Origin of the sequence: Albidovulum sp., assembly GCF_049646345.1 — a bacterium.
Taxonomy (GTDB): Bacteria; Pseudomonadota; Alphaproteobacteria; order Rhodobacterales; family Rhodobacteraceae; genus Albidovulum.
Window position 1 is genome coordinate 1 of the sequence record NZ_JBARVQ010000789.1, and the last position, 3,455, is coordinate 3,455.

Here is a 3,455-nt window from a genome sequence, read left to right on the forward strand (position 1 = left end):
ATGAGGTTTATGACCGTCCGACCAGTTTCACCTTCGAAAGAGCGCTCGGCTGATGCGCAAATGCTATGTGCATTCCGGAAGATTGAAGTGAAACCATCTTCTGAATAATGTCTTTTTTGCACACAACCAGGAGGCATCATGACCCGCCCAAGACTTCTCGGCATCGCCGGTGCGCTCCGCGCCGGTTCGACCAATCGCAAGCTTGTGCACGAGGCCGCGCGGCTTTTCGGCCCGGCAGAGTTTACCGAGGCAGACCTGCGCCTGCCGCTTTATGACGGTGATCTTGAGGCGCGCGGCATCCCCGCCGAGGTGACGCAGCTTGCCGATCAGATCGCAGCAGCCGATGCCATCGTCATTTCGACCCCGGAATACAATTCAGCCCTGCCGGGCGTCCTGAAGAATGCGCTCGACTGGGTCAGCCGCACCGGTATGCCTGTCTGGCAGGACAAACCGGTCGCCATCGTTTCGGCTGCCGCAGGGCGGACCGGCGGGGCACGGGCGCAATCCTCGCTTCGCCTCGCGGTTACGCCGTTCCGCCCGCGCCTGCTGACCGGACCAGAGGTGATGATCGCGAATTCGGGCAATGCGTTCGACGATCAGGGACGGCTTATCGACGAAACCTCTGTCGAGGTGCTCGGTGCGTTGATGACAGCCCTTCGGGCCGAGACCGCGCGGCTGGCGGTGGCCGCCTAAAGACTGTCCCCGACGCGAAAGCCGTCGGGGATCACATCGCACCCGTCGAGCACCAGATCGGCCATCACCTGCGCCACTTTCGGCGCCATGCCAAAGCCGATCTTGAACCCGCCATTGGCGACGAAATGGCCCGGACGCCCGGGCCATTCCCCCAGCATCGGCGTCCGGCTTTTTGCCCGCGGCCGCAGCCCGGCCCAACGTTCGATCACCGGCGCATCGCGCAAGGCCGAACAGGCGGTGCGCGCCCGGTCGATCAGCGCATCGAGCTGTGTATCCGTGGTATCCACCGCGTCATAACTGCGCTCCGAGGTTGACCCCACCGCCACGGTCCCGTCGCCATGCGGTACGATATGCAAGCCCTCGACGAAGAGCTGCGGCTGGTCGCGGGCGTCGCACCGGAAAAGCGCCGCCTGCCCCTTTACCCCGACACCGACCGTCCGGCCGAGATCACCTGAAAGCTCGGTCAGACCGGCAACACCCGTCGCCCAGACCACCGTGCCGTTTCTTCTGTTCTCAAATACTCCCGCCGGAGGCCCCGACGCGGCCTCGGTCACCACCCCGTCTTTGGCGCGGATCGCCGCCACCAGAGCCGTTGCCGCCTGCCTTGGATGCAACCGGGCTGACAGGGTATCCTGGATCAGCCAGCCCGAGGGGCTTTCGGGTGCCCATCCGTCATCGCGCGCGGGCACAACGCGCCATTCAGCCCGGCCCTGCCAGAGCGCCGCCGCGCCGTCAGCCCGGCCCCGCGCCAGCGCCACGGCGGCGGTATCGGCCAGTGGCTGCACCCGGCCGAGCCGTGCATAGCCCGGATCGATACCCGAAACCTCCGCCACCTCACGCCAGAACCCTTCCGCCATCAGCAGGCTTTCCAGCTGAAACGCCTTCTTGGGGTTCCACTGTTCGGGCACATGCGGCGCAAGCGCCCCGACAATGCCGCCCGATGACCCCGCGCCAATCCGGTCGCGTTCGTAAAGTGACACCCTCGCGCCCCGCCGAACGCAGTCCCAGGCTATGGCCAGTCCGAAGATGCCACCCCCCATCACCGTCACATCCACGATTGCCATCGGCCCGTCCTTCGCCTAACTGCCGCCTGAGGGGTACGGCAGATGAGCCTTAAGAACCAGAGCGAGCAGGTCAATTGGCGCGACGGCGGCACGCCCGTCTCGTCGCTCTTCGACGATCCCTATTTCTCGCCGACCGACGGGCTGGCCGAAACCCGGCATGTCTTTCTGGACGGTAACGGCCTGCCCGGACGGTTCGGCGACGGGTTTCGCATTGCCGAACTGGGTTTCGGCACCGGCCTCAATCTGCTTGCGACCCTGATCGCATGGCGCCGGGCGGGGACGGAGGGGCGGCTCTCCTATACAAGTTTCGAGGCTTTCCCGATGCCCGCCGCCGATATGGACCGCGCCTTGGCGGCCTTTCCCGAGCTGCGGGCCGAGGCGGAGCCGCTTCTGACCGCATGGGCTGATGGCAAGCGCCGCTTCGCCATTGGCTCCGTCGATGTCGCGGTGATCGTGGGCGATGCGCGCGTGACCTTGCCCGACTGGTCGCACCGGGCCGATGCCTGGTTCCTCGACGGCTTTTCCCCCGCCAAGAATCCCGAACTCTGGTCCGAAGACCTGATGGCAGAGGTCGCCCGACACTCCGCGCCGGGCGGCACATTCGCCACCTACACCGCGGCGGGCTTCGTGCGCAGGGGATTGCAGACGGCGGGGTTTCAGGTAGAGCGGACCAAGGGATATGGCCATAAGCGGCATATGAGTCGCGGGGTATTGGACGGGGCGCGATGAACGACCAGAACTTCCGACTCGGCGCGATCCTGATGACCGCAACCAGCTTTGTCTTCGCCATGCAGGACGGCATCTCGCGCCATCTGGCCAGCGAATACAACGTCTATATGGTGGTTATGATCCGCTACTGGTTCTTCGCGATCTTCGTGATGACGGTCGCATCGCGCAAGGCAGGCGGCATCCGCGCGGCGACGAAGACGCATTTCCCGCTGATCCAGATCTTCCGCGGGGTGCTTCTGGCGACCGAGATCTGCGTCATGGTCACCGCCTTCACGCTGCTCGGTCTTGTCGAAAGCCATGCCGTCTTCACCTCCTATCCCCTGCTGATCGCAGCGCTTTCGGGCCCAGTTCTTGGCGAAAAGGTCGGCTGGCGGCGCTGGACGGCGATCGGCATCGGCTTTGTCGGTATCCTGATCATCCTCGAACCCGGCTACCGGGTCTTTTCGCCCGCCGCACTGGTGCCGCTGGTCGCGGCGCTCATGTTCGCACTCTACGGCTTGCTGACCCGCTACGTCGCCCGCAAGGACCGCTCGGCCGTCAGCTTCTTCTGGACCGGGGTGACGGGGGCCGTGGTGATGACCGGGGTCGGAATGTTCCACTGGGAACCGATGAGCCTGCCGGACTGGGGCTGGATGGCGGTACTTTGCTGCACGGCAGCCACGGCCCACTGGCTGATGATCCGGGCACTGGAAGTGGCCGAGGCGAGCGCGATCCAACCCTTCGCCTATCTGCAACTCATCTTTGCCACAGCACTCGGAATGGCGGTCTTCGGTGAGGTGCTGGAGCCAAATGTGGCGATCGGCGCGGTGATCGTCGTGGGGGCGGGCCTTTTCACCCTCTGGCGCGCGCGCGTGAAAGCGCCGACGCCGGTGTAAGGTGGGTTTAGAGCGTGTTGCGGTTTTCGAGATTCAGGATTCCCCCGATGCTTGATCTGTGATTCCCTGTCTGTATGGCAGATATGGGGGTCAG

General features: G+C 64.9%; 4 protein-coding genes. 3 read left to right on the forward strand and 1 reads right to left on the reverse strand.

The window, feature by feature from the left end; translation table 11 throughout:
• Positions 1-138: 138 nt before the first annotated feature.
• Positions 139-693, forward strand: coding sequence for an NADPH-dependent FMN reductase (locus WBB85_RS20740; protein WP_432640482.1), 555 nt, complete (start codon positions 139-141; stop codon positions 691-693).
• Here WBB85_RS20740 and WBB85_RS20745 read toward each other — a convergent pair.
• Entirely contained in the window at positions 690-1,757 is a 1,068-nt protein-coding gene (locus tag WBB85_RS20745; RefSeq protein ID WP_432640483.1) for an NAD(P)/FAD-dependent oxidoreductase, read from the reverse strand. The two genes, WBB85_RS20740 and WBB85_RS20745, sit on opposite strands and share 4 nt — an antisense overlap.
• A gap of 42 nt (positions 1,758-1,799) precedes the next feature.
• On the opposite strand from WBB85_RS20745, the gene mnmD reads away from it, so the two are divergent.
• Complete coding sequence (gene mnmD / locus WBB85_RS20750; protein WP_432640484.1) at positions 1,800-2,486, forward strand: tRNA (5-methylaminomethyl-2-thiouridine)(34)-methyltransferase MnmD; 687 nt, start codon at positions 1,800-1,802, stop codon at positions 2,484-2,486.
• Positions 2,483-3,361 (forward strand): DMT family transporter, encoded by an 879-nt coding sequence (locus tag WBB85_RS20755; RefSeq protein ID WP_432640485.1) that lies wholly within the window; start codon positions 2,483-2,485, stop codon positions 3,359-3,361. Before mnmD ends, WBB85_RS20755 begins: the two co-directional genes overlap by 4 nt.
• Positions 3,362-3,455: the final 94 nt, after the last annotated feature.

Coding starts and splice junctions, on each gene's coding strand:
- WBB85_RS20745 (WP_432640483.1), bottom strand. CDS start 1,757: ATGGCAATCGTGGATGTGACGGTGATGGGGGGTGGCATCTTCGGACTG.
- WBB85_RS20740 (WP_432640482.1), top strand. CDS start 139: ATGACCCGCCCAAGACTTCTCGGCATCGCCGGTGCGCTCCGCGCCGGT.
- WBB85_RS20755 (WP_432640485.1), top strand. CDS start 2,483: ATGAACGACCAGAACTTCCGACTCGGCGCGATCCTGATGACCGCAACC.
- mnmD (WP_432640484.1), top strand. CDS start 1,800: ATGAGCCTTAAGAACCAGAGCGAGCAGGTCAATTGGCGCGACGGCGGC.